Annotated in this window: 23 protein-coding genes and 1 pseudogene; 11 read left to right on the top strand and 13 right to left on the bottom strand. The window is 64.7% G+C overall.

Annotation, left to right across the window (positions count from 1 at the left end):
- Positions 1-47: 47 nt before the first annotated feature.
- From C5N93_RS15160 to C5N93_RS15135, 6 genes are all read right to left on the bottom strand, one after another.
- A complete protein-coding gene (locus tag C5N93_RS15160) occupies positions 48-1,535 on the bottom strand; it encodes an RNA polymerase factor sigma-54 (RefSeq protein WP_069340328.1) in 1,488 nt (495 codons plus the stop codon).
- A 94-nt stretch (positions 1,536-1,629) separates the two neighbouring features.
- Complete coding sequence (gene lptB / locus C5N93_RS15155; protein ID WP_069340470.1) at positions 1,630-2,400, bottom strand: LPS export ABC transporter ATP-binding protein; 771 nt, start codon at positions 2,398-2,400, stop codon at positions 1,630-1,632.
- A gap of 37 nt (positions 2,401-2,437) precedes the next feature.
- Positions 2,438-3,142: a lipopolysaccharide transport periplasmic protein LptA gene (gene lptA / locus C5N93_RS15150; protein ID WP_242559910.1), complete on the bottom strand. Its 705-nt coding sequence runs from the start codon at positions 3,140-3,142 to the stop codon at positions 2,438-2,440.
- Positions 3,139-3,810 (bottom strand): LPS export ABC transporter periplasmic protein LptC, encoded by a 672-nt coding sequence (gene lptC, locus C5N93_RS15145; RefSeq protein ID WP_242559909.1) that lies wholly within the window; start codon positions 3,808-3,810, stop codon positions 3,139-3,141. The genes lptA and lptC overlap by 4 nt, the downstream gene beginning before the upstream one ends.
- Before the next feature lie 24 nt (positions 3,811-3,834).
- Complete coding sequence (locus C5N93_RS15140) at positions 3,835-4,389, bottom strand: HAD family hydrolase (protein ID WP_242559908.1); 555 nt, start codon at positions 4,387-4,389, stop codon at positions 3,835-3,837.
- Positions 4,390-4,400: 11 nt separating this feature from the next.
- Positions 4,401-5,381 carry a KpsF/GutQ family sugar-phosphate isomerase gene (locus C5N93_RS15135; RefSeq protein ID WP_150721042.1) on the bottom strand — a complete coding sequence of 327 codons (981 nt, stop codon included), beginning with the start codon at positions 5,379-5,381 and terminating at the stop codon, positions 4,401-4,403.
- 214 nt (positions 5,382-5,595) lie between these two features.
- Between C5N93_RS15135 and C5N93_RS15130 the strand changes: the two genes are divergently transcribed.
- From C5N93_RS15130 to phnE, 7 genes are all read left to right on the top strand, one after another.
- On the top strand, positions 5,596-7,578 hold the full coding sequence (locus tag C5N93_RS15130) for a monovalent cation:proton antiporter family protein (protein WP_242559907.1): 1,983 nt from the start codon (positions 5,596-5,598) through the stop codon (positions 7,576-7,578).
- Between the two features lie 105 nt (positions 7,579-7,683).
- Complete coding sequence (locus C5N93_RS15125; RefSeq protein ID WP_150721044.1) at positions 7,684-8,235, top strand: adenine phosphoribosyltransferase; 552 nt, start codon at positions 7,684-7,686, stop codon at positions 8,233-8,235.
- Between the two features lie 196 nt (positions 8,236-8,431).
- Positions 8,432-9,046: a LysE family translocator gene (locus C5N93_RS15120; protein WP_242559906.1), complete on the top strand. Its 615-nt coding sequence runs from the start codon at positions 8,432-8,434 to the stop codon at positions 9,044-9,046.
- Positions 9,047-9,151: 105 nt separating this feature from the next.
- The gene (locus tag C5N93_RS15115) at positions 9,152-9,907 is read left to right on the top strand and encodes a DeoR/GlpR family DNA-binding transcription regulator (RefSeq protein WP_150565798.1); all 756 of its coding nucleotides are present in this window, start codon (positions 9,152-9,154) and stop codon (positions 9,905-9,907) included.
- 528 nt (positions 9,908-10,435) lie between these two features.
- A complete protein-coding gene (gene phnC / locus C5N93_RS15110) occupies positions 10,436-11,311 on the top strand; it encodes a phosphonate ABC transporter ATP-binding protein (protein ID WP_242559905.1) in 876 nt (291 codons plus the stop codon).
- 115 nt (positions 11,312-11,426) lie between these two features.
- Complete coding sequence (gene phnD / locus C5N93_RS15105) at positions 11,427-12,395, top strand: phosphonate ABC transporter substrate-binding protein (protein ID WP_242559904.1); 969 nt, start codon at positions 11,427-11,429, stop codon at positions 12,393-12,395.
- Between the two features lie 97 nt (positions 12,396-12,492).
- Positions 12,493-13,299 (top strand): phosphonate ABC transporter, permease protein PhnE, encoded by an 807-nt coding sequence (gene phnE / locus C5N93_RS15100; RefSeq protein ID WP_069340318.1) that lies wholly within the window; start codon positions 12,493-12,495, stop codon positions 13,297-13,299.
- A gap of 165 nt (positions 13,300-13,464) precedes the next feature.
- Here the strand turns inward: phnE and C5N93_RS15095 are convergent, their stop codons facing one another.
- From C5N93_RS15095 to phnG, 7 genes and pseudogenes are all read right to left on the bottom strand, one after another.
- A complete protein-coding gene (locus C5N93_RS15095; RefSeq protein ID WP_242559903.1) occupies positions 13,465-14,610 on the bottom strand; it encodes an alpha-D-ribose 1-methylphosphonate 5-triphosphate diphosphatase in 1,146 nt (381 codons plus the stop codon).
- Between the two features lie 17 nt (positions 14,611-14,627).
- Positions 14,628-15,332, bottom strand: a complete 705-nt coding sequence (phnL, locus tag C5N93_RS15090; RefSeq protein WP_242559935.1) for a phosphonate C-P lyase system protein PhnL — start codon at positions 15,330-15,332, stop codon at positions 14,628-14,630.
- A 116-nt stretch (positions 15,333-15,448) separates the two neighbouring features.
- Positions 15,449-16,219, bottom strand: coding sequence for a phosphonate C-P lyase system protein PhnK (gene phnK / locus C5N93_RS15085; RefSeq protein ID WP_242559934.1), 771 nt, complete (start codon positions 16,217-16,219; stop codon positions 15,449-15,451).
- Positions 16,220-16,269: 50 nt separating this feature from the next.
- Entirely contained in the window at positions 16,270-17,226 is a 957-nt protein-coding gene (locus tag C5N93_RS15080) for an alpha-D-ribose 1-methylphosphonate 5-phosphate C-P-lyase PhnJ (RefSeq protein ID WP_277990319.1), read from the bottom strand.
- Positions 17,227-17,369: 143 nt separating this feature from the next.
- Positions 17,370-18,536 (bottom strand): annotated as a pseudogene (locus C5N93_RS15075) (carbon-phosphorus lyase complex subunit PhnI); the annotation flags it as partial.
- Positions 18,536-19,180 carry a phosphonate C-P lyase system protein PhnH gene (gene phnH / locus C5N93_RS15070; RefSeq protein ID WP_242559901.1) on the bottom strand — a complete coding sequence of 215 codons (645 nt, stop codon included), beginning with the start codon at positions 19,178-19,180 and terminating at the stop codon, positions 18,536-18,538. The pseudogene C5N93_RS15075 and the gene phnH, both read right to left, overlap by 1 nt.
- On the bottom strand, positions 19,181-19,672 hold the full coding sequence (gene phnG, locus C5N93_RS15065) for a phosphonate C-P lyase system protein PhnG (RefSeq protein WP_242559900.1): 492 nt from the start codon (positions 19,670-19,672) through the stop codon (positions 19,181-19,183).
- A 93-nt stretch (positions 19,673-19,765) separates the two neighbouring features.
- On the opposite strand from phnG, the gene phnF reads away from it, so the two are divergent.
- From phnF to C5N93_RS15045, 4 genes are all read left to right on the top strand, one after another.
- On the top strand, positions 19,766-20,527 hold the full coding sequence (gene phnF, locus C5N93_RS15060) for a phosphonate metabolism transcriptional regulator PhnF (RefSeq protein WP_242559899.1): 762 nt from the start codon (positions 19,766-19,768) through the stop codon (positions 20,525-20,527).
- Positions 20,528-20,541: 14 nt separating this feature from the next.
- Positions 20,542-21,303, top strand: a complete 762-nt coding sequence (locus C5N93_RS15055) for a DUF1045 domain-containing protein (protein ID WP_242559898.1) — start codon at positions 20,542-20,544, stop codon at positions 21,301-21,303.
- Positions 21,300-21,872: a phosphonate metabolism protein/1,5-bisphosphokinase (PRPP-forming) PhnN gene (phnN, locus tag C5N93_RS15050; RefSeq protein ID WP_242559897.1), complete on the top strand. Its 573-nt coding sequence runs from the start codon at positions 21,300-21,302 to the stop codon at positions 21,870-21,872. The genes C5N93_RS15055 and phnN overlap by 4 nt, the downstream gene beginning before the upstream one ends.
- Before the next feature lie 227 nt (positions 21,873-22,099).
- Positions 22,100-24,610 (top strand): FAD-dependent oxidoreductase, encoded by a 2,511-nt coding sequence (locus C5N93_RS15045; protein WP_242559896.1) that lies wholly within the window; start codon positions 22,100-22,102, stop codon positions 24,608-24,610.
- The last annotated feature ends 77 nt before the right edge of the window (positions 24,611-24,687 follow it).

Below are 24,687 nucleotides of genomic sequence, written 5' to 3'. Positions count from 1 at the left end.
ACTGCGGCGTTATGCCCCAGTCGCCAACATGGCGCACCAGGACTGTCCTACAAAGATTTGCGCAAGTTCACTGCGGGGATTCGCATGGCCTCGCGGTATTTCGCGACGGTGCGCCGCGCCACCACAAAACCTTGCTCTGCCAGCAGTTCCGCGATTCGGCTGTCGGAAAGGGGGCTCTGCGGGTCTTCTGCTCCTATGAGTTGCTTGATGAGTGCGCGGATGGCGGTCGATGACGCAGCGCCTCCGGCTTCCGTTGCCACGTGTGACCCGAAGAAGTACTTGAGCTCGAAGGTTCCAAATGGAGTGAGCATGTACTTACTCGTCGTCACCCGTGAAATCGTGGATTCATGTAAACCCAGCGTATCAGCAATCTCGCGTAAAACCAAGGGCCGCATGCCGATTTCGCCATGCGTGAAGAAGTTCTTTTGACGCTCGACAATGGCCTGCGCGACCCGCAGGATCGTGTCGAAGCGTTGCTGGATGTTCTTGATCAGCCAGCGCGCTTCCTGCAACTGCTGTTGGAGGTTGCCGGTGCCCGGATCGTTCCGGTTGTTTCGCAGAATCCGCGCGTACATTTCGTTGATACGCAGACGCGGCATGACTTCCGGGTTGAGTTCGGCCGTCCAGCCGCTTCCCTGCTTGCGTACCAGCACGTCCGGCACGACGTAGTCGGCCTGCGGCGAGCCATACGCCGCGCCCGGGAACGGGTCCAGCGAGCGGATCAGTTGATGGGCGGCGCGCAGGCCATCCTCGGTCACGCCGAGCAGGCGGCGCAGGCGGGTGTAATCGCGCGCGGCCAGTAATTCCAGGTGATCGGTGACGATGCGAAGCGAGAGCGTACGCACGCTGCTGGCGGGCAGACGCTGAAGCTGCAACCGCAGGCATTCCGCCGGGCTGCGGGCACCCACGCCCGCCGGATCGAAGCTTTGCAGGAGGGCGAGCGCTGCGTTGATCTCTTCGGTCTCGAGCGCCAGTTCTTCGGGCATTTCCGCCTGAATTTCGTCGAGCAGGGAGCCGAGATAGCCGTCTTCGTCGAGCGACTCGATCAGAAACTCCACCAGCGCGCGGTCGCGCGGACTGGCCTTGGTCAGGCGCAACTGGGCCAGCAGATGTTCGCGGAGGTTGGGATGGTCGACGTGCAGTTGCGGGCGCGCGTTGTCGTCGTCGTCCGATGCGCTGCCCGAGCGGGCAAAGTCGTTCAGGCTCCAGTCGCTGCCGTTGTCCTGGGCGTTGTCGTCGAAGCGGGCCTCGCCGTCCAGCTCACGGGCTTCGTCGTGACCATTGGCGGGTTCCGCGCTGTCGTTCGAACTACTGGACGACGAACTCCGCTCGTTGCGCAGCGACCCGTCGGTACCCACACGCACCGAGCCGGCGAGCCAATCGTCCTCGCGTTCGAGCATCGGGTTCTGGGTGAGGGCGTGCTCGACTTCCTGCTGAAGTTCGAGCGTCGACAGTTGCAACAACCGGATCGATTGCTGCAACTGCGGCGTGAGGGTCAGGTGCTGCGAGGTGCGGAGTTGAAGAGTCGGTTTCATAGCGTGTCTCGCCTTCATTGTAGAGGCTTTGTCACGCCAACGGAACCGGCCTGACCTCCTATCGGAGGCAGGGTTTACATGCGAAAAATTTGCTTTACATCCGGAAATTTTCGCCCAGATACACGCGACGGACGCTTTCGTCCGCGACGATCTGGTCAGGTGTGCCGGCGGCGAGCACCGAGCCTTCGCTGATGATGTAGGCGTGATCGCAGATGCCGAGCGTCTCACGCACGTTGTGATCGGTAATCAGGACACCGATGCCACGGTCCTTCAGGAAGCGCACGATGCGCTGAATTTCCAGCACCGCGATCGGATCGACGCCCGCGAACGGTTCGTCGAGCAAAATAAAACGCGGCTGCGTGGCCAGCGCACGCGCGATTTCCACGCGACGACGCTCGCCGCCCGAGAGCGACATGGCCGGATTCTCGCGCAGATGGCTCACCTGAAGCTCGTCGAGCAGCGATTCGATACGGCGCTCGATTTCGTCGCGCTTGAGCGGCTTGCCGTTCGCATCGACCTGCAATTCGAGCACGGCGCGAATGTTGTCTTCGACCGTGAGCTTGCGGAATACCGACGCTTCCTGCGGCAGATACGACACGCCCATGCGGGCGCGCTCGTGAATCGGCAGTTCGCTGATGAGGTTGCCGTCGAGCTGAATTTCGCCGTCGTCGGCGGGCACCAGACCCACGATCATGTAAAACGACGTGGTCTTGCCGGCACCGTTCGGTCCGAGCAGTCCGACGACCTCGCCGCTCTTCACGTCGAGCGACACGTCCTTCACGACGGTACGCGCGCCGTACTGCTTCTTGAGCGAGCGTACGACGAGTGCGCTCGGCTTGCCGGCGAGGCCCGCGCCCTGATTGATGGTCGAGGCGTTGCTGCTGGCGGTGCTGTTGGCAGAATTACTCACGCGGATTCCCGATGGACTTGGAGGGCGACAGCGGCGACATATCGCCCTTGGGGGCTGCGGCCGGCTTGCTCGCGCCAGGCGGCGTTGCCTGCGCACCCGTGGCATTGCGCGGGGCGAGGGTGGCGCGCACACGGCCGTTCGGATTGTTGGCGTTGACCTGATCCGAGCCGCTGTTGGCGGTGTAGACCTCATTGTAGGTGTCGTACGTGATCACGCTGCCGTGAATCTCGTCGAGCACTTTGGTACCGCCGGCCAGACGCTTGAGCGTGGCTTGCGTGGTGAGCGTGGCGACTTCGGTCTTGCCGTTGTAATAGATCGTCTGGCCCCACCCGTCGATGTATTCGTCCATGCCGTCGCGCTTCTGACGCATGTAGGCGAGCGGGCCGCCCGGCTTGTAGTAAGCCGTGGCGTACTGATAGCCCTCCGGATCCTGAGTCACTTCGACGCGATCGGCCTTGAGGAGAATCGTCCCCTTGGTCATCGTCACGTTGCCCGTGAAGATGTTGACCTGCTTGAGGTCGTCATAGCTCATGTGATCCGACTCGATGTTGAGCGGCTTGTCGCGGTCGGCGCGTTCGGCGTGGGCGAGCGGCGAGGCCAGCGCGCCGAGAACGGCGAAGGCGGCGGCCAGCGCGCGCAGGGCACGAAGCGTACGCAGGGACGAGAAGGCGGGTCGCAGGTGAAGGCGATCGGTCATGGGGTCTTGGAGCCCTGTTTAGTCTGAGGTGGCGCGCTCGGCGCGGTGGGCGCAGCGGACTGACGGGGAGGCGGTTTTCCGCCCAGCTCCGCCGGCTGGATCGTGCCGTGGACATTGCCGAGCAATTGTACGGCGCGCGTGATGTTATTGAAAATCATGCCATCGCCGTACATCACGGATGCCCCGCGGAACAACTGCACGGGCTTTTCGGTACGCACGATGTCTTCATTCACGAGCACCTGAAAGTGCTCGGAGAGCGCGCGCATTTCCGGGTCGCGCGGTCCCGGCTGACGCACCACGACAGCGTCGTCGTAGAGATCGACGATCGACATGTCAGCGTTGAGCGTGCCGCGCTTGCTCGTGGCGGTCACCTCCGGCTGATCCGGGGTAAAGGCGCGCACGGCCGGCATCGTCATGGCCGTCGTCTGATCGTCTTCGAAGTGCGTCATGTGAACGGCGTTGACACGGTACTGCGTCGTGCCGTTCGGCGACAACATGGAGATCACCATGTCGTCGGCATAGTAGTCGGGGATGTGTTGCTTCACGTACGGCGCGCGATCGGCGTCCGAGGGCAGCGTGCGCTGCACCAGCCAGTACGTGCCCGCTGCCAGCCCCGCCAGAACGACGATGGCAAGCAGCGTAGACGGAGAGACGCGTTGAATGGCCATGAGTGGATCGGTTCCCTCGACGCGTCAGGCGAGCGCTTCGGCGAGCAGGGCGTCGTAACGCCCCTGCGCGCGCAGGATGAAGTCGCACAGTTCGCGCACGGCGCCTTCGCCCCCGCGCGTGTCGGCGATCCAGTGGCAGCGCGCCTTCACTTCGGCGTGCGCATTGGCCGGGCAAGCCGCGAAGCCCACGCGCGTGAGCACCGGCAGATCGGGCCAGTCGTCGCCGATGTGGCCGCACACGTCGGCCGTCACGGACACCTTGGCGCACAGGTCCTCGAACGCGGCGCGCTTGTCGTGCACCCCTTGGTAGACGTGTGCGACGCGCAGGTCCGACGCGCGTTTGGCGACGATGTCGGACTGACGTCCGGTGATGATGGCCGTGACGATACCGGCTTCGGCGAGCAGCTTCAGGCCGTGCCCGTCGAGCGAATCGAACGTCTTGATGACTTCGCCTGCCGGGCCGTAGCGCAGGCCGCCGTCGGTGAGCACACCGTCGACGTCGAACACCATGACGCGCAGACGCGCCGCCCGTGCGGTGGCGTCGTTAGCGTCGAATGGCGTGATGCTGGGATGACTCATGGACGGGAAACTCACACGACCTTGGCGGCGAACAGGTCGTGGACGTTCAGCGCACCGACGAGGCGGTCGTTCTCGGTCACGAGCAGTTGCATGATGCCGAAGCGCTCCATCAGCTCGGCGGCTTCTGCGGCGAGATGGTCCGGGCCGATGGTACGCGGGCCGGCCTTCATGACGTCGGCCAGCTTCAGCGAAGTGAAATCGAGCGTACGCTTGAACAAACGACGCAAATCGCCGTCGGTAAAGATACCGACGACCCGGTCATCGGCGTCCACGATCGCGGTCATGCCGAGGCCTTTGGCGGTCATCTCGATCAGCGCGTCGGAGAGATTGGCGTCGGAGCGCACGCGGGGGATGGCGTCGCCGGTGCGCATGACATCGCGCACGAACGTGAGCAGACGCCGGCCGAGCGCGCCGCCCGGATGCGAGCGGGCGAAGTCCTCGGCGCCGAAACCGCGCGCGTCGAGCAGCGTGACGGCGAGGGCGTCGCCCAGTGCGAGGGCTGCCGTGGTGCTGGCCGTAGGCGCAAGACCAAGCGGGCACGCTTCCTTCTCGACGTGGGCGTCGAGATGCACGTCGGACAGGCGTCCGAGGCTGGAGGCGGCGTTGCCGGTCATGGCGATGAGCTTGGCGCCGATGCGCTTGATCATCGGCAGGATGCTGACCAATTCACCCGTTTCGCCCGAGTTCGACAGGGCGACGACGACGTCGTCGGCCGTGATCATGCCGAGGTCGCCGTGGCTGGCCTCGGCCGGGTGTACGAAGAAGGCGGGGGTGCCGGTGCTGGCGAAGGTGGCGGCAAGTTTGCGGCCGATATGGCCCGACTTGCCCATCCCGGTGACGACCACGCGTCCCTTGCAGGCGAGCAGAAGCGAGACCGCTTCGAAGAAGCTGTCGTCGAGGTGCGCGGACACGCGTTCGATGGCGTCGGCTTCAGTGCGCAACACCTCCCGGGCGACCTCTAGTGCCCGGCCTGGATTGATTTTCGCTATCATGCGCGGAGTATATCAAAACGGACGTGGCGTCGAAGGACAGCCGCGCCACGCCTGGCCCAGCGCCTTTCGGGACATCGCCTGAAGCGGCCAGGTTTCCGCTCCAGGCGTGACATCCAGACGTAATCTGGCATGTGTCTTGCATGAGATGTGCCAGACCCATGCACGACAAAACACCCCGCTGACAACGTATCACTCAGGAAACCGACCCTAGCTGATGGCATCGCCGCTCGAACTCACTCTCGTCCTGTTGTTTGCCGCCTGCGTCGGGGTGGTGCTGTTTCGCATGCTCCATCTGCCGCCGATGCTGGGCTACCTCAGCGTGGGCATCGTCATCGGCCCGCATGCGCTGGGTCTGGCCTCGGATTCGCAACGCGTGCAGTACCTGGCGGAGTTCGGCGTCGTTTTCCTGATGTTCTCCATCGGCATCGAGTTTTCCTTACCGAAGCTCAAGAGCATGCGGCGGGTGGTCCTCGGGCTGGGCGTGTCTCAGGTCCTGGGGACATTGCTCGTGGCCGTCGGGCTGGGCGCGCTCGTCAACCTCTTCTGGTCGTTTTCCTGGCAGGCGTCGGTGGCGCTGGGCGGCGCACTGGCCATGTCCTCGACGGCCATCGTCACGAAGATGCTCGCCGAGCGGCTCGAACTGGAGACGGAGCACGGCCGCAACATCATGGGCGTGCTGCTGTTTCAGGATCTGGCCGTGGTGCCGCTGCTGATCGTGATCTCCGCGCTCGGCGGCAACTCGAAGGCGCTGGTGCTGGCGCTGTCGCTCGCGGCGCTCAAGATCACGGGCGCGCTCGCGCTGCTGCTCTGGTTGGGCCAGAAGCTGGTCGGCCGCTGGTTCCACATCGTGGCGGCGCGCCGCTCGCAAGAGCTGTTCATGCTGAATCTGCTGCTGCTCACGCTCGGACTGGCTTACATCACGGAGCATCTGGGACTGTCGATGGCGCTGGGCGCATTCATCGCGGGCATGCTGATCGCGGAGACGCCGTTTCGCCATCAGGTGGAAGACGACATCAAGCCGTTCCGTGACGTGCTGCTCGGCCTGTTCTTCATCACGACGGGCATGCTGCTCAACCCGACCATCGTGCTCAAGCAACCGTTGCTCGTGCTGCTGTTCTTCGTCGGGCCGCTGATCGTCAAGTTCACGCTCATCGCCGGTCTCGCGCGTCTGTTCGGCAGCCCGCCGGGCACGGCGATCCGCACCGGTCTCGGGCTTGCGCAGGCGGGTGAATTCGGTTTCGTGCTGCTCAATCTGGTGATCGACCGCAATTTGCTCGACCCGTCGCTCTCGCAGGCGGTGCTCGCCGGCATGCTGCTCTCGATGCTGTGCGCGCCGTTCCTCATCATCAACGCCGATCGCATCGCGCTTCGCTTCGTGGCGAACGAATGGATGATGCAGTCGTTGCAGATGACCAAAATCGCCACGCAGAGCATCAAAACCTCGGGCCACGTCATCATTTGCGGTTACGGCCGGTGCGGTCAGAACCTGGCGCGCATGCTCGAACAGGAGGGCATCGGCTATGTGGCGCTCGATCTCGACCCCGACCGGGTGATGGAAGCCGCCAGTTCCGGCGAAACGGTCGTGTTCGGCGATGCGGCGCGGTGCGAGGCGCTCGTCGCGGCGGGGATTCACCGCGCGGCGGGGATCGTGGTGACGTACGACAGCACGCCGGCGGCGCTCAAGGTGCTCGCCCAGGTGCAGGCGCTGGAGCCGACGCTGCCCGTGGTCGTGCGTACCGTCGACGACACGCATATCGATGACCTGATTGCGGCCGGGGCGACCGAAGTCGTGCCGGAGATCGTGGAGGGCAGTCTGATGCTCGCGTCGCACGCGCTGGTGCTCATGGGCGTGCCGATGCGCCGCGTGTTGCGCCGTGTGGCACAGGCCCGTAACGAGCGCTACAGCCTGCTGCGCGGCTACTTCCACGGGCTGGACGACGAAGACGAAGACGGCGAGCGCGAGCAGGTGCGTCTGCAATCGGTGCCGCTCACGCTCAATGCCGACGCGGTGGGCCGCACGCTCGGCGAGCTTCGTCTCGACAAGCTTGGCGTGACGGTCACGGCGATCCGCCGGCATGGCATTCGCGGCGTGGAGCCAGTGGCGGAGACGCGTCTGATGGCTGAGGACATCGTCGTGCTGCGCGGCTTGCCCGACAAGCTCGTCGAAGCGGAAATGCGCTTGCTCGGGCGGGAATAGTCAGCAATCGTCGGTAATCGTCAGCAATACGGGAATCGGTAGGGACATCGGGCCTTTTTGGCATAATGTGGCGTGTTCCCTATCAGTACCCAAAGAAGGATCCCCGTGCAGATCGACGAGTCCCCTGCCGCCTATATCAAAAGCCAGATCCGCACCGTGCCGGACTGGCCCTCGCCCGGCGTGCAGTTTCGCGACATCACCCCGTTGCTCAAGAACCCGCGCACCTTGCGGGTGCTCATCGATGTGTTCGTGCATCGCTACATGGCGCAGCGGCCTGACTACATCGCGGGTCTCGACGCACGCGGCTTCATTCTCGGCTCGATCCTCGCGTACGAGCTGAACATCGGATTCATTCCCATTCGCAAGAAAGGCAAGCTGCCGTATCAGACAGTTGCCGAAGAGTACGAGCTGGAATACGGCAGTGCGACGGTCGAGATTCATGCCGACGCGTGCGGTCCCGGCGACCGCGTGTTGCTCATCGACGATCTGGTCGCCACGGGCGGCACGATGCTCGCGGGCAAGAAACTGCTGGAGCGGCTCGGTGCCACGGTCATCGAAGGCGCGGCCATCGTCGACCTGCCGGAACTGGGCGGATCGCGCCTGATTCGCGACGCCGGTCTGGAGCTCTTCCTGCTGTGCTCGTTCGAAGGGCATTGAGTCGTGCCTGCCCCGGCCATGGCCCGGGTCATGCCTTGATCATTGCCCGGGAACGCCTTGGTTATTGCTTTGGTTATGGCCTTGGTTATCGCCGCAGTTATCGCAATACCCAACCCAGACGCTGTCTCCTGAAACTGCCGCCGGCTTGCGATTTCGCTGCCGAACTCGCCTCCGGCCCCACGATCTGAACGCTCCGATGCCCAATCTCTGGTTGTTCCTGCTGACCTCGGTGGCGATCACGCTTGCGCCGGGCCCCGACAACATGCAGGTCATCGCGCGCGGCATCGCTCAGGGGCGTCGTGCGGGTCTGGCGGCGGCTGCCGGTTTCACGTTCGGCTGCCTCTTTCACACGACGATTGCCGCCGTCGGTCTGGCAGCCGTGCTGCGCTCATCGCCGTGGGCATTCGAGGCGATCAAGCTGGCCGGTGCGGCGTACCTGATCTGGATCGGCATCAAGGCGTTGCGCGCGCGCGGCGCGCTGGCGCTCGCGAACGACGCCACGCCGCAGCCGCTCATGGCCGTGTTTCGCCAGAGCGTGTTCGCGAACATGCTCAATCCGAAGGTCACGCTGTTCTTCCTCGTATTCCTGCCGCAGTTTGTCAGTGCCGATGCGGTCCATCCGGGCTGGCAGATGCTGTTGCTCGGCCTCGTGTTCATGGGGCAGACCATCGTCGTGTTCAGCGCCTACGGCTGGTTCGCAGGCGTGCTGGGCACGTGGCTCAAGCGTCGCCCGGCCGCGGGACGCTGGCTCGATCGCGTGGCCGGTGCGATCTTCATCGGTCTGGGCCTGCGCGTCGCGTTGCAGGGGTAAGGCGGTGCGCGCCCGCACTCGCGACGCGTCTGTCGCATCTCCCGGGTGCTGAAGTCCGGTCCTCAAGAATTCGCAGTTCAATCGTTTCACTGACATTGTCCGATCATGCTCGCCGAACAACGCCAACAATACGTGCTTGAACAACTCGCCAAGACCGGCGCGCTCGCCATCAGCGATCTGGTGCGGGAGTTGGGTGTCTCGCGCGAGACCGTGCGACGCGACCTCAATACGCTCGCCGCCCGTGGATTGCTGCTCATGACGCACGGCGGCGCACTGGCGGCCGATCGCAGCGAGCCCGACTGGACGCTGCGCGAGAACGTCAACGCCGTGGGCAAGCGCGCCATCGGCGTGCGCGCAGCGGAACTGGTGCCCGACGGCGCGTCGGTGATCATCGACTATGGCACGACCACCCGTGCCGTGGCGCAGGCGCTGCTCTCGAAGCATCGCCTGCGCATCTACACGAACGACTGGCAGATCGCGCGTTTGCTCGGCCGTCACCACGACAACCGCGTCACGCTGCTCGGCGGCGAGTTGCAGGACAACGAAGACGCCGTGCAGGGCTGGGACGCCATCAACCAGATCGCCCAATACCATGCCGACTTCGCCTTCATCGGTGTCGGTGGCGTGACGGAGGACGGTGGCATCACCGACTTCAACCGGGCTGCGGCCGAACTGCGCGCGCGAATGTTGTTGTGCGCGAACGTTGCCGCCGTGGTCGCGGACCACACCAAGTTCGGACGGGTCACCCCGGTGCGCATCCGCCATTTCGAAGCCGCGCGCTACCTCATCAGCGACGCCGCGCCGCACAAGAGCATGCTGGCCCAACTGCGTGCGCGCGGTCCGGAACTGCTGATCGCCTGACGCTGGCCGACGCGCACCAACGCGCCGCAACCCGCCAGAATCTCGGCATCGGCGAGCGCGCCATACGTCGCCACACCACGCCACACGTCGCCAAGACGTGTGCGCTTCACCGCAAAAGTCTCGTCGTCTATACCTTTTGGGAAGCCTTGCGGCGCGGCCTTTTGCTGCCGTTTCTCCAGTCAATACACGTGCGGCGGTTTTTCAAAAATATGTAGACAAAGTGCCTTCGTCGCTCGAGGAACGGCGCTGCACAATCTCATCCCTCCTGACGGTCCCGTCGGCGTTGCGAAGTCCCTCGCGCGCCCGGAAACATTGGCAACTCGTTGAGTAGATAAGGGTTTTCGCCATCCCGGAAAAAGCTGATCGATTGTCACTGTGTTGTCATCCGCGCTTTTTAGACTGCGTTCACTTTTGGCACAAATTGCCACAAAACAGCTAGTCGAGCGATGCGGCACCGACACCCCGGGTGGGGATGTCGCCAGCCATCGGGCATCGGGGCCGACCGGCAATCTGACTGACAGGTGAACCGTGGACGAAGCGATTCGAATCGAGCGACTGACCAAGACTTTCGGCAGCGGCCGTCGTGCTCTGGACGAAGTGGCGCTCAAAGTCATGCCGGGCGAAATGGTCGCCCTGATCGGAGCGTCGGGCTCGGGCAAGTCGACGCTGATGCGTCACATTGCGGGCTTTGTTCCGGCCGACCAGCAGCCGGGCAGCATCGAGATTCTCGGTCGCCCGATTCAGCGCGACGGACGCATCGTGCGCGAAGTGCGTCAGATCCGCCGCGACATCGGCTTCGTCTTCCAGCAGTTCAACCTCGTTGGCCGTCTGCCGGTCATCACCAACGTGCTGACGGGCCTGCTCGCCCGCGTGCCGCTGTGGCGCAGCCTGATGTTCCGCTTTACGTCGGCCGAGCGTCAGGCCGCACTGACGGCGCTTGCGGAAGTCGGCATCGCCGATCTGGCGTTCCAGCGCGCGAGCACGCTTTCCGGCGGTCAGCAGCAGCGCGCGGCGCTCGCTCGCACGCTCGTGCAGGGCGCAAAGATCATTCTCGCGGACGAACCGATTGCGTCGCTCGATCCGGAGTCGGCACGCAAGGTGATGGACATGCTCGCGCGCATGAATCGCGATCACAAACTCACGGTCGTGGTCTCGCTGCACCAGGTGGACGTGGCCATGCGTTACTGCGTGCGCACCGTCGCGCTGCATCAGGGGCGCGTGGTGTACGACGGTCCGTCGTCGGCGCTCACGCCGGACCTGCTGCGTCGCCTGTACGGCGTGCAGGCGAGCGAGTTGCTCAACGAATCGACGGACGAAGCGGAAGGCGCCGCCGGCGACGCCAGCGCGAAGCCGGCCGAGGCCGAAGCCCCGTTCCTGACGTCGATGTCGCTGAGCCTTTCCTGAGCCTCGTGTGCGTCTTACTCATTTCGTCTCAATCCGTCTCAATCCGTCTCAATCCGTCTCAAACAGCCGTACTCAAGCCTTAGCCAAGGCCTTATCTGACCAGGAGCTTGCTCTCATGAAATTGTGGAAATCCCTGCTGGCCGGCGCGGCCATGATCGCCTCGGTGGCGGTGGTACACGCGCAGGAAATCAACTTCGGCATCATCTCGACCGACTCCAGCGCCGCGCTGCGTCAACGCTGGCAGCCGCTGATCGACGACATGGAGAAGCAAACGGGTCTGAAGGTGACGCCGTTCTTCGCCACCGACTACGCCGGCGTGATCGAAGGCATGCGCTTCAACAAGGTGCAGCTCGCGTGGATGGGCAACAAGGGCGCGATGGAAGCCGTGGACCGCTCGCAAGGCGAAGTCTTCGCGAAGATCATGTACGCCGACGGCACCGAGGGCTACTACTCGCTGCTGATCTCGAACGCATCGAGCCCGTACAAGACGCTCGACGACGTGATCAAGAACGGCAAGAAGATCAACTTCGGTCTGGGCGATCCGACCTCGACGTCGGGCACGCTGGTGCCGGGTTACTACGTCTTCGCCAAGAACAACATCGATCCGCGCACGTACTTCAAGACGGCGCGCAGCTCGAATCACGGTGCGAACCTGATGGCGGTCATCAACAATCAGGTGGACGTGGCGACGAACAACACCGAAGAGCTCAACAAGCTCGAAGCCACGCAGCCGGAGAAGGCCAGGCAGGTTCACGTGATCTGGAAGTCGCCGCTGATTCCGTCGGACCCGCTGCTGTGGCGCAAGGACCTGCCGGACGGCACGAAGAAGAAGATTCGCGACTTCTTCCTCGCTTACGGCAAGGACGCGCACGAGAAGGAAGTGCTCAAGAACATCTACAACTACGGCGGCTTCCGCGCCTCTTCGGACGCGCAACTGCTGCCGATCCGTCAGCTCGAACTCTTCAAGCAGAAGGTGCAGCTTGAGCAGGACGCCAATGTCGATGCGACCAAGAAGAAGACGCAACTGGCCGACCTCGACGGCAAGCTGGCAGCGCTCGACAAAGAACTGAACAAGACGAAGTAAGCAAGGCTTGTGATGACAGATGGTCGACCGGCAACGGTCGGCCAGCTTAATTTCCTCACCGGCGGTGTCCGAGCCGGTACGACTCGTGGTACTCGACATGAACACCAGCGCATCTATTACTGCCAATGGCCGACTGCCGGGCGAGCCGCCCAAGCGTTCGTGGCTCTCTCTCATCAGCTGGGGCATCTTTTTTCTGGTCCTGGTGTGGTCGTGGAGCGGCGCCGACATGCGTCCGCTCGATCTGATTCGCGATTCGGGCAACATGAGCCAGTTCGCGCACGATTTCTTCCCGCCCGACTTCCACGACTGGCGGGTGTACGTCCACGAGATGATCGTGACGATTCACATTGCAGTCTGGGGCACGGCGCTCGCGGTGGTGTGTTCGATTCCGATGGGGCTGCTCAGCGCGTCGAACATGGTGCCGGCGTGGGTCTACCAGCCGGTGCGTCGCGTGATGGACGCTTGCCGCGCGATCAATGAAATGGTGTTCGCGATGCTCTTCATCGTGGCCGTCGGTCTCGGTCCGTTCGCTGGTGTGCTCGCGCTGTGGGTGCACACGACGGGTACGCTCTCGAAGTTGTTCGCCGAGGCGGTCGAAGCGATCGATCCGCGTCCGGTCGAAGGCGTGCGTGCCACAGGCGCTCGCGCCATCGACGAGATTCTGTACGGCGTGCTGCCGCAGGTCATGCCGCTGTGGATTTCGTACACGCTGTACCGCTTCGAGTCGAACGTGCGCTCCGCGTCGGTGGTGGGCATGGTCGGCGCCGGCGGCATCGGCGTGGTGCTCTACGAAGTGATCCGCAGCTTCCAGTACGCGCAGACGTGTGCGGTGATGGTCATCATGGTCATCGTCGTGACGTGCATCGACGTCTTCTCGGCGCGCGTGCGCAAGATGGTGATCTGACGTTTCGCAAGTGGTGTCGTAGCGGTTGTCGTGTGGAAATGAGAAAGGGCGCTTCGGCGCTCTTTTTCGTTCCTGCGGAACAAGGCTCGCCGGCGCTGCGATACACGTGTGACCCAAAGAAAAAGGCCGCATCAGCGGCCTTTCTCATGAGATGACGTACGTGGGTCAGGCGATGCGCTGCCCGACCATATACGTTTCACGCGGAATCGGCGGCATGCCGGGGCGGGTCGCCACGCGCACCATGTCGGCGCGCAGACCCGGTGCGATGCCGCCGCGATCCGTCAGGCCGGCCGATTGCGCCGGGTTCCACGACACCGTGCGCATGGCCTTCGACAACGTCCAGCCGCAGTCGGCATGATCGTTGTGCAACTGGAACGCCGCTTGCAGCAGGCTCGCCGGCACATAGTCCGACGACAGGATGTCGAGCACGTCGTTGCGCGCGAGTTCCGCGGCCGCCACGTTGCCCGAGTGCGAGCCGCCACGCACCACGTTCGGTGCCCCCATGATTACGCCGATCGACTTCTCGTGGGCTGCGCGGGCGGCCACCAGCGTCGTCGGGAACTCGGACAGCGCCACGCCGTCGCGCTCGGCTTCTTCCACGTGTTCGAGCGACGTATCGTCGTGGCTCGCGAGCGGCAGGCCACGCGCACGGCTCATCTCGACGATGGTGCGACGATGCGGGATCGCATACTTCTCCTGCTGCGCCTTCAGATCGGCAAGCATCGCGTCCCATTGCGCGTCGGGCACCTTGCCGTTGCGTTCGTGATACTGACGATGCAGCACCGGATCGTGCCACTGACGCTGTCCCGGCGTGTGATCCATCACCGACACCAGACGCAGCAGCGGGTGATCGCACATGTCGGCGAACGTGTCCGCCGCGTCCTGCGTGGCGATCTCGCAGCGCAGATGCAGAAAGTGATCCGCACGGAATAGCCCGGCGGCAATCGTGTCGAGCAGCGCCTGACCGCACTCGGCCTGCACCTTGCGGCTGCGCAGGCCGGAGGCGTCGCGCTCGCCGATCACCAGCGAATCGAAGACCGTGGTGATGCCGGCGGCTGCGACCTGCGCGTCGTGAATGGCGAACGCGGCGTGCGTATTCCAGTACACCCCGGGGCGCGGCGCCAGATGCTTTTCCAGGTTGTCGGTGTGCAACTCGACCAGACCCGGCACCAGATAGTCGCCTTCCCAGTCGATGGCCTCGGCGGCCTGCGTGGTGCCTTCTTCCACCGAGTGGATGAGACCCTCGCGCACTTCTACGACCCCTGTGAAGGTGGTATCGGGCGTGACGATGCGAGCGTTCTTGATAAGCATGGACAAACTCCGGGGGATCAATGAGCGGGACGAAGCACGGGACGCATGGCGAGCGTGCGCGTCGCCACTTCGTCGCGGGTCGCCTCGTCGTGGAAGATGCCCACGATGGCGCTACCTGCGGCACGGGCTTCGGTAATCAGTTGCGAGACCACGGCGCGGTTCTGGGCGTCGAGCGACGCGGTCGGCTCGTCGAGCAGCAGCACGGGGGCGGCGGCAATCAGCCCGCGCGCGATGTTGATGCGCTGTTGCTCGCCGCCCGAGAACGTCGCCGGCGCGAGCGTCCAGAGGCGCTCGGGAATGTTCAGGCGCGCGAGCAGGTCGCGCGCACGCCCCGTCGCATCGGCTTCGCCGTGGCCCAGACGACGCAGCGGTTCCGCCACGATGTCCAGCGTGCTCACGCGGGGAATCACCCGCAGGAACTGGCTGACGTAACCGAGCGTCGCGCGACGCACGGACAGGACTTCGCGTGCGGTGGCGGTCGTGATGTCGACCCAGCGCTCGCCCTGTCCGGCATCGTGACGAATCTCGATGCGGCCCTCGCCGGCGAGGTAGTTGCCGTACAGACAGCGCAGCAGCGTGCTCTTGCCCGAGCCCGAAGGGCCGACGAGCGCGACACATTCGCCGCGCCGTACCGTCAGATCGATACCTTCGAGCGCGGGAATCGCGGCGCCGCCCTGCGCGTGCAGGCGGAAGGTCTTGTGCAGGCCCTGCGCCCGCAGCATGACGTCGTCCTCTCGCGTGCCGAGCGTGAGCGCTGCACCGCCGAGCGAGGTGGTGGATGGGGCGGAAGTTGCCGAAGTGGTCGAGGTGGCCGACGGCGTGAATTGAGTTCCGGAGTTCATACGGGCAGCACCGAGGAGACCAGCAATTGCGTATAGGGATGTTGAGGATCGTCGAGAACCTGATCGGTCAGCCCGGCTTCGACCACGCGGCCCGCCTGCATCACGATGAGGCGGTGCGCAATGAGTCGCGCCACACCGATATCGTGCGTGACGATGATGGCGGCAAGATGAAGGCGCTCCACGAGCGAGCGCAGCAGGTCGAGCAGACGCGCCTGCACCGAGACGTCGAGACCGGCGGTCGGCTCGTCCATGAACACCAGGCGCGGTTCGGTGACCAGATTGCGCGCGATTTGCAGACGTTGTTGCATCCCGCCGGAGAACGCGCCGGGCATTTCGTCGACCCGTGACGGATCGAGTTCGACCTGCGCCATCCAGTGACGCGCCTTCTCGCGAATGTCGCCGAAGTGACGTGCGCCGACGGCCATCAGACGGTCGCCGATGTTGCCGCCGGCGGAGACGTTCATGCGCAGTCCGTCACGCGGGTTCTGCTCGACGAAACCCCACTCGGTGCGCAGCAGGCGGCGCTTGTGCGCTTCGTCCAGCGCGCACAGATCGTGCAGCGTGCCGTCGGTGCCGCGATAGTGCAGCGAGCCCGCGTCGATCTCGTGGCGCAGGGCGAGCGCGTTAAGTAGCGTCGACTTGCCCGAGCCGGACTCGCCAACGACGCAAACCACTTCACCCGGCCACAGATCGAAGCTCACGTCGGCGCAGCCGATGCGATCGCCGTAATGCTTGCCCAGCCCCGCGACCTGGAGCAGCGGCAGCAGCGGCTCGTCCATCGGCGCCGCAGCGCGCAGTGCCGTATCAATGACCGCGTTCATGCGTTCTCCTTTGCGGCTTTCGACGCGTGGGCGGCATGGGCGGCATGCGCGACGTCGGCCATGCTGGCCGAAGCACGATCACCGCAGTAATCGCTGTCCGAGCACACGTACATGCGCGTGCCTTCGTCGTCGGTGATGACTTCGTCGAGGAAGCTGTCGGTCGCACCGCACAGGGCGCAATGCGCGTCCCACTTCTGTATCTCGAACGGGTGATCGTCGAAGTCGAGACTCTCGACCGACGTGTACGGCGGAATCGCGTACAGACGTCGTTCGCGTCCCGCGCCGAAGAGTTGCAGCGCCGGGTTCATATGCAGCTTGGGGTTATCGAATTTCGGAATCGGTGACGGCGACATCAGGTAACGGCCGTTGACGATCACCGGATAGTCATAAGTCGTGGCGATCGCGCCGTGACGCACGATGTCTTCGTACAGACGTACGCGCATGAGGCCGTACTCGCCGAGTGCGTGCAGCTTGCGCGACTCGTTGATGCGCGGCTCCAGGCGATACATGGGTTCGGGCATCGGCACCTGAAACACGAGGATCTGACCGTCGTGCAGCGCAACTTCGGGAATGCGGTGACGGGTCTGGATGACGGTGGCTTCCGACGTCTTCGTCGTGGTGGCCACGCCAGCCGTGCGCGCAAAGAAGCGGCGGATGTTCACGGCGTTGGTCGTGTCGTCCGCGCCCTGATCGATGACCTTGAGCGTGTCGTCCGAGCCGATCACGGCGGCGCTGACCTGAATGCCGCCCGTGCCCCAGCCGTAAGGCAGCGGCATCTCGCGGCTGCCGAACGGCACCTGATAGCCGGGAATCGCCACGGCCTTGAGCAGGCTGCGGCGAATCATGCGTTTGGTGTGCTCGTCGAGGAACGCGAAGTTGTAGCCGTCGGTGGTGGCCGATGCGCTCCGGGTCGCGGTGTCGGGGGTGTCGTGCAATGTGGCGGCGGGGTTCATGCTGCCTCCTGAGTGTTCTGGACGGCAGGCGTGGTGACGCTGCCCTCGGTCCGGGTTCCTTCGGTGCCGGTGCCCGTGTCGTTGGCATCGCCTGCGTCGGTATGGCTTCCCTCGACATGGCTGCCGTCGATCTGCGTGCCGTACTTCGCCGCGTGCTCGGCGCGCAGGCGGCGTACCAGCTCCAGCTCGGCCTGGAAGTCGACGTAGTGCGGCAGCTTCAGGTGCTGCACGAAGCCCGACGCCTCGACGTTATCGCTGTGGTACAGCACGAATTCCTGTTGCTGTGCGGGCGAGTTGGCTTCGTCGCCGAGTTCCTTCGTGCGCAGCGCACGGTCGACGAGCGACATCGCCATCGCCTTGCGCTCGTTGTGACCGAAGGCCAGCCCGTAGCCTTGCGTGAACTGCGGCGGCGTTTCCTGATTGCCGCCGAACTGCGTGACCATCTGGCATTCCGTCACGGCGATTTCACCGATGTCGATGGCAAAGCCGAGTTCTTCCGGCTCGATTTCAAGCGAGACGTGGCCCAGACGAATCTCGCCCGCGAACGGGTGGTCGTTGCCGTAGCCGCGCTGCGTCGAGTAACCGAGCGCGAGCAGAAAGCCTTCGTCGCCGCGCGCGAGGTTTTGCAGACGCGCCGTGCGCGAGGCCGGCGTGAACAGCGGCGAATGCACGAGGTCGTGTGGTTCGGGATCGCTGCTGTCGGTGCTCAGCGCTTCGAGCAGACCGTCGCGCTTCATGATGTCGGTGATGCGCGTCGTGGCGGCGATGGGCGGCACGTCGGGGATGTCCGACGCATTGTGTGAGTCACCCGTGGCAGCCAGTGCTTCAGTCGCGGCACGTGAGGGCGCCGGTGTCGTCGCGCTCGTCATGTCACCCGGCAGCGGGGCGTCCGACGTGACTCCTTCTGCCAGCAAGGCGAAGTCGAGCAGACGTTGCGTGTAGTCGTATGTGGCGCCGAGCACCTGACCGCCGGGCACGTCCTTGAACGTGGCGGAGATGCGGCGCGACAGGCGCATCGCGGCCGTGTCGATGGGCGTCGTGGTGCCCAGGCGCGGCAACGTCGTGCGATAGGCACGCAACAGGAAGATCGCTTCAACGAGGTCGCCCGCCGCCTGCTTGATTGCGAGTGCCGCGAGCGTTTCGTCGTACAACGCGCCTTCGCTCATCACACGCGAGACGGCAAGACGCATCTGTTCACGGATTTGCGTCACGGTGAGCGCGGGGACGTCGGGATTGCCGCGTCGCGCTTTGGCGAGCAGGTCCCACGATTGTTCGATGGCGCGCTCGCCACCTTTGACTGCGACGTACATCAGCAAACCTCCACGTGCGTGGTGCGCGGTAACCCGAGCACCGAGTCGCCTGCGACGATCAGCAGATCGAGACCGGCGGGAAAGCGCGGTGCAAGGGCGGCGCGGGCCTGCCAGAAGGCCGCCGTCAGACCGCCGACGGTGACGTCCGCGTGTGTCTGAATACCTGGGCCGCGCAGGCGCAGACGCAGCGCGTCGTTATTCGTGGCGCCTTCATGACCCTCATGAAGCGCGGGCACATCGACGATCAGCGTGGCGCTGTGCTCCGGCGACTCGGCCGTGCCGAACGCGAAGCGCTCCAGCGCCGGGCAGTTCGCGGGATCGGTGAGCAAAGCGAACTGGGCCGTTGCCAGCCCTGCTTCGTCGCCGAGCAGCGGCGCGCCGGTGTGAAAGCGCAGCGCGCTCGACACTTCGCCGAGCGGCGCCTGCAACCACACCGGTGTCGTGGCGTCCGCCAGCGCAAGGAGGATGGCGCGTGCCGCGATGCTGGCTTCGTCACTATGGGCGAGCCGCCCGCCGACACTGCGCAACTGGCCGGGGCGCGCGAGCGCATCGAGCACCGCGCGGAAGACGCCCTGCGCGTCGTGGACCGGATCGTCGAAACCGGGTTGCAGATTCGACCAGTCGGGAATCGTTGCCGTCAGCATTCAGGCCTCCCGGACCATGGTGAAGAATTCGACGCGGCTGGCAGCCGCGTCGGCATCGTTCTGCGCTGCGGTGGCAGCCAGACGTTCGGAGATGGCGGTGAGCGCACCGGCCGCGAGCACACTGCGGTGCTGGGGCATCTGCATGAGCGCGTCCAGACGCGCCACGCGCACCGCGCGTTCGGCATCGCGGCCGAGCACGTAACCCGTGCCGACCACGCCGTCCTGCTGACGCAGCGTGCAACGCGTGACGGTCGTCTCGCCGAGGTTGAAACGGTCGCCGCTGCCGCCTACGCGGCCCTGCACCAGCACGAGGCCGGTCTGCGGCGCACGCAGCCAGATGAAGGACGGGGCGTCGGGGCAACGGGCGATGGCGGCGTCGAGTTCGTCGCGCGTCGCGCGTGCAAACAACGCGAGCCACTTGGCGCGGTCGGCCCGCTGTTGCGGGGCGCCGCCGTCCTCGTCACGCGTTGTGTCGGAAGATGTGATTGGCATAATTGTCTAGTCGTATAGACGTGTGTATGATCGCAATAACTTCAGTGGGGTACTGCTCGCGGCCTCATTACAACTTTCCGGGGTGTCAATTTGATGACAGCACAACTCGAACGGGGCGGCGGCGTTGCGGTCTGGCGGCAGATCGCCCAGATCCTTGCGACGGAGATCGGCGAGCGCCGTTACGGCGAAGGCCTGCCGGACGATCGTCTACCGAGCGAGACGGATCTCGCGGTCCGCTTCGGTGTGAATCGCCATACCGTGCGACGCGCCATCCTCGGGCTCGCCGAGCAGGGGTTGGTCAACGTCGAACACGGTCGCGGCACGTTTGTGCAGGCGGCCGCGATCGGTTACGTGATCGGGCGGCGCACGCGCTTTACCGAGAACCTCTCGCAGAACAACCTGAAGACGGCACAGCAGATCGTCTCGGCGCACAAGCTCAAGGCCGAGGGGGCCGTGGCGAAGGCGCTCGGGCTGCGTGTCGGCGCTCCCGTCTATCGACTGGAACTCACGCGACGTAGCCTCGACCCGCAAGGCATCGAACTGCCGCTCGCGTACAGCGAGAACTGGTTTCCCGCAACGCGCCTTCCCGATTTTCCCGATGTCTTCGCGCAGCACGAGTCGATCAGCGCCGCGCTCGCCGTCTTCGGTGTGAAGGACTACACGCGTCGCGAGAGTCGCATCGGCGCACGTATGCCCGATGCGGACATCGCGCGGCACCTTGGGATCAACCGTCAGCAACCGGTGCTGAGCGTGGAAAGTACGGATGTGGACGAAGCGGGCAACCCGATCAAGTACGGCATTGCCTACTTCCCGGCAGACCGCATGCAACTCGTAGTGCAAGGAGGGACCGAATGAGCGAGGTGAGCGCCATGACAAGCGCAATGACCGAACAGGTGCGGGGCGCGCTCGACCTGAACGTCGCCCGTTTTGCGGTGTACTACGCGCCGCCACCGGGCTCGTGCTGGTGGAACGAAGGCAGTCGCTGGCTCGGCCGCGACGCCATCACCGGGCGCGAACTGCAAGCGCCGAACGTCCCCGGCCTCTCTCGCGCGCTGCATGACCTGAGCGTTGACCCGCGTCGCTACGGCCTGCACGCCACGCTCAAGGCGCCGATGCGACTCGCACCGCAGGCGCAATTGAGCGATCTGGCGGGCATCGCCACGGCGGTGGCCGCACGTCACGCGCCGTTCGATCTGGTCGTCCATACGGACGTGATCGGCACGGAGAATGGCAAGCGTGCGGGGTTCGTAGCGTTGCGTCCGAAAATCGGGAGCGATGGCGAGAAGGCGGTCAACGCCGTGGCGGCCGACTGCGTCGAAGCGTTCGACGCCTTGCGTGCGCCGCTCACCGACGCTGAACTGGCCCGACGCAATCCCGAATTGCTGACGTCCCGGCAATGCGAATACCTCGCGCAATGGGGCTACCCGTACGTGTTCGACGAGTTTCGTTTTCATGTGACGTTATCGGATCGCGTCGATGCCGCCGATGCCAACGTCATCACCGACTGGTGGCAACCTCGCGTGGACGCCCTCGGACCGATGCGCGTCGACAGTCTCGCCATCTTCGTTCAGCCGACGCCGGGCGAGCCGTTCCACGGCTTCGAGCGTTTCGCATTCGGGAAAGCCGCATGAATCACGCACGTCTGTACTACGTGATGGGGCCGTCCGGCGCGGGCAAGGATTCGCTGCTCGCGTATGCGCGCGCACGTCTGGACGGCGCGTCGACGAGCGACGTGCCGGTGCTCTTCGCGCATCGTTACATCACGCGTCCCCCGTCCGAAGGCGAGAATCACGTCGCCTTGTCGCATGGCGAGTTTGCGTTGCGGCATTCACTGGGATGTTTCGCGCTCGACTGGGAGAGCCACGATTGCCGATACGGCATCGGGATCGAGATCGATGCCTGGCTGGCTGCGGGGGCGAACGTCGTGGTGAACGGCTCGCGTGCGTTTCTCACGCAGGTCGTGGCCCGCTACAGCGAGCGGTTGCATCTGGTGGAGATTCGCGTCGACCCGGAGGTGCGCGCCCAGCGTCTGGCTAGCCGTGGGCGCGAGACCGGCGATGCGCTCGACAAGCGCGTCGCGCACAGCGTGTCGTGGACGCCGCCCGACGGCATCCCGTTGTCGGTGTTCTCCAACGACGGGGCGCTGGCTGAGGCGGGGGAGCGTCTTATCGGTTTGCTGACGAAGCAGCCCATCGGCTGATTGCGAGATCGGGATAGGGCATAGGGGATAGGGCGCAATGCCCCGTCCGCCGGGCGTGTCGCTTCCATGACGGTGATGTGAATGTGGCGTAGTGTGTCGTTATTTTGCAAATTATTGCAAAATGCGCACACTTTGCGTAACCTTCACTTCACCGCATACGACATTGCCCGACCGGCGCGCTGCGACGTCACGTTCGCCGCTGGCACGGGCGCCTCCCGGAGCCTTCCATGTCATCAGTTCTGCCCACACATGCCCGCGTCGTCATCGTTGGCGGCGGCATCGTCGGTTGTTCCGTCGCGTATCACCTTGCCAAGCTAGGCTGGTCGGATGTCGTGCTGCTGGAGCAGGGGCAGTTGTCATGCGGCACGACGTGGCACGCCGCGGGGCTCGTCGGTCAACTGCGTTCGCAGGAAAGCATGACGAAGCTCATCCGCTATTCCACGAAGCTCTATAGCGAGCTGGAAGCCGAGACGGGGCTGGGGACGGGCTGGAAACAATGCGGTTCGCTGTCGGTGGCGCGCAGCCACGAGCGCATGACGCAACTCAAGCGCACGGCGGCCGTGGCGCGCGCCTACGGCGTGCAGTGCGACGTGATCTCGCCGCGCGAAGCCGGTGAGCTGTGGCCGGTGATGCGCACCGACGATCTCGTCGGTGCCGTATGGCTGCCCGGAGACGGCAAGGCAAATCCGACCGATCTCACACAGGCGCTCGCGCGCGGTGCGCGCAGCCGTGGCGTGCGCATCGCCGAGAACACCTGCATCACGCAGATTCATACCGCGTCGCCGAATGGCATTCCCACGGCGACCGGTGTCTCGTGGCGCAACAAGGCGGGCGAGAGCGGACGCATCGACGCCGAGATCGTCGTCAACTGTGCGGGACAGTGGGCGAAAGCCGTGGGGCGCATGTGCGGCGTGACCGTGCCGCTGCATTCGGCCGAGCACTACTACATCGTGACGGAGCGGATCCCGGGCGTGCACACCGACCTGCCGGTCATGCGCGATCCGGACGGCTACATCTACTTCAAGGAAGAAGTCGGCGGTCTCGTGATGGGCGGTTTCGAGCCGAACGCCAAACCGTGGGGCATGAACGGCATTCCCGAGAATTTCGAGTTTCAACTGCTGCCCGACGACTGGGATCAGTTCGAAATTCTCATGGAGAACGCGCTGATCCGCGTACCAGCGCTGGAGACCGCGCAGATTCGCCAGTTCTACAACGGCCCGGAATCGTTCACGCCGGACAACAACTTCATTCTCGGTGAAGCCCCCGAGCTGCGGAATTTCTACGTGGGCGCGGGCTTCAACTCGATGGGCATCGCCTCGGCCGGCGGGGCGGGCATGGCGCTCGCCGAGTGGATCGTCGCGGGCGAGCCGACGATGGATCTCTGGCCCGTCGATATCCGCCGTTTTGCGGGATTCAACGGCAACGACACATGGCTGCACGATCGCGTGAAGGAAACACTCGGCCTGCATTACGCGATGCCGTGGCCGAATCGTGAGCTGGATACTGCACGACCGTTCCGTCGCTCGCCGCTCTATGCGACGTTGCTCGCAAAGGGCGCGTGTTTCGGCAGCAAGATGGGATGGGAGCGGCCGAACTTCTTCGCGCCGTCGCCGGAACAGGCGACCATCGAGTACAGCTTCGGTCAGCAGAACTGGCATCCGTGGAGCGCGGCGGAGCACCGGGCCTGTCGTGAGGCTGTCGCGCTGTTCGACATGAGTTCGTTCTCGAAGCTGCTCATCAAAGGCCGCGACGCAGAGCGCGTGTTGCAAACGCTGTGCAGCAACGATGTCGCCGTGCCGCCGGGACGCACCGTCTACACCGGCATGCTCAACGAGCGCGGCGGCTACGAATCGGATTTCACGCTGACGCGGCTCTCGCCCGACCGATACCTGCTCGTGACCGGATCGGCGCAAACCACGCGCGACATGGATTATCTGGAGCGTCGCATCGAGGGGATGGCTGGCGCGGCGGGCATCGATGGCGATCATCCTCATTGCACCGTCGTCGATGTCACGGGCCAATACGCCGTGCTGGCGCTCATGGGACCGCATTCGCGCGCGTTATTGCAGCAAGTCTCGAAGGCCGACTTCTCGAACGAAGCCTTCCCGTTCGGCACCAGCCGCGAGATCGATCTCGGCTACGCTACAGTGCGCGCGACCCGTCTGACCTACGTTGGTGAACTCGGCTGGGAGTTGTACGTGCCAGTGGAATTCGCCGTCGGTGTCTACGAGACGCTGCATGCGGCGGGCAAGGCGTTCGGACTGAAAGACGCGGGCTACTACGCCATCGACTCGCTGCGCATCGAGAAGGGTTACCGCGCGTGGGGACGGGAACTGACGCCGGACACGAATCCCGTCGAAGCCGGGCTGACGTTCGCATGCAAGCTCGCGAGCGGTATTGCCTTCACCGGACGCACGGCCGTCGAACTTGCCAAATCCAAGGGCGCGCGACGCCGGCTTGTCAGCGTGGCACTGGACGAGGCGAGCGACAAGATGCTGTGGGGCGGGGAGGCGGTGCTGCGCGACGGGCGACCGGTCGGGTTCATCTCCTCGGCGGCGTTCGGACACACGATCGACGCGCCCGTCGGCCTGGCGTTCCTCACGAACCCGGATGGACCGGTGACGGCCGATTACGTCGAGACCGGCCGGTACCAGGTCGATCTTGCCGGGGAACTGCTCGACGCGCGGGTGCAGTTGCGTGCGCTGTACGATCCGAAGGGCGAGCGCGTGAAGGCGTAGACCCCTGCCACGGGCGAACTCGCCGCCGCTTCTGTAAAATGCCGCTTTTGCCTCGTTTTCGCGCGCCGGGGTCTGGC

Source organism: Pandoraea sp. LA3 (assembly GCF_022696215.1).
Classification (GTDB): Bacteria; Pseudomonadota; Gammaproteobacteria; order Burkholderiales; family Burkholderiaceae; genus Pandoraea; species Pandoraea capi.
Note: the sequence above shows the minus strand (reverse complement) of the source record. Positions and strands in the feature narration are given on the sequence as shown.